This window comes from Streptomyces murinus (assembly GCF_002154555.1).
Classification (GTDB): domain Bacteria; phylum Actinomycetota; class Actinomycetes; order Streptomycetales; family Streptomycetaceae; genus Streptomyces; species Streptomyces murinus.
Window position 1 is genome coordinate 1 of sequence record NZ_MUNF01000754.1, and the last position, 1,091, is coordinate 1,091.

At 72.6% G+C, this 1,091-nt stretch carries 2 protein-coding genes; one reads left to right on the forward strand and one right to left on the reverse strand.

Annotated elements, in window-relative coordinates; genetic code table 11:
- Nucleotides 1-34: 34 nt before the first annotated feature.
- Nucleotides 35-487 carry an Lrp/AsnC family transcriptional regulator gene (locus CCN72_RS34415; protein ID WP_037657809.1) on the reverse strand — a complete coding sequence of 151 codons (453 nt, stop codon included), beginning with the start codon at nt 485-487 and terminating at the stop codon, nt 35-37.
- Nucleotides 488-569: 82 nt separating this feature from the next.
- Between CCN72_RS34415 and CCN72_RS34420 the strand changes: the two genes are divergently transcribed.
- Nucleotides 570-1,091 (forward strand): LysE family translocator (locus CCN72_RS34420; protein ID WP_086812272.1); only part of this gene is annotated, 522 nt, incomplete at its 3' end.

Below are 1,091 nucleotides of genomic sequence, written 5' to 3' on the forward strand. Positions count from 1 at the left end.
GGGGCGGTGAGGGACGGCAGGGGCGGCCGGCGGCTCACGCCGGGAGCGGCCGGTCCCGTACGACGTGCTTCATCACCAGCGTCGACGTCAGCCGCTGCACCCCCGGCAGCGTCGCGAGCCGCTCGTCGTACAGCCGCTGGAACGCCGCGAGGTCGGCCGTGGCCACCCGCAGCAGATAGTCCGGCTCCCCGAACAGCCGCTGCGCGTCCAGCACATGATCCAGCTCGCCGACCGCCCGCTCGAACTCGGCCACCGTGTCCCGGTCCTCCTGCCGCATGGACACGAAGACCAGCGCCTCGAAGTTCAGCCCGAGCGCCGTTGCGTCCACCACCGCGCGGTAGCCCTGGATCGCGCCGGAACGCTCCAGCTCACGCAGCCGGCGATGGCACGGCGAGACGCTGAGCCGCACCCGCGCGGCCAGTTCGGTCACGGTCAGCCGCCCGTCCTGCTGGAGCTCGGCAAGAATTTTCCGGTCCACGTCGTCCATGAAGTAGATATTTGCGCAGAAGCGCGGATCATGGGCAAACTTCGGGAACACTTTCGGGGCGATCGCGCCTAATGTCCCCTTCATGGACTCGGGACTGCTCTTCTCCTTCCTCGTCGTGGACCTGCTGCTGGTGTGCGTGCCGGGCGCCGACTGGGCGTACGTCATCGCGACCGCCCTGCGCGGCGCCCGGGTCCCGCGCGCGGTGGCGGGCCTGGTCTGCGGATACGCCCTGCACACGGCCCTGGCGACGGCCGGCCTCGCGGTCCTGGTCGCGGGCTCGCCCCGGCTGCTGACGGCGCTGACCGTGGTGGGCGCCGGGTATCTGCTGTGGCTGGGCTGGGGCGTCCTGCGCCGCCCGGCCACCCCGGCGGCGGGTACGACCGGGACCGCCGAGGGGCGTCCCTTCCTGCGCGGGGCCACGATCAGCGGTCTGAACCCCAAGGGCCTGCTGCTCTACCTCTCCGTGCTCCCTCAGTTCCTCACCCTGCGCGGCGCCCATCTGCCGGTCCCGGCGCAGACCGCGGCCCTCGGCCTGCTCCACATGGCGTGCTGCGCGGCCGTCTACCTCACGGTCGGCGTCCTCGCCCGCGCCCTGCTCCGCGCC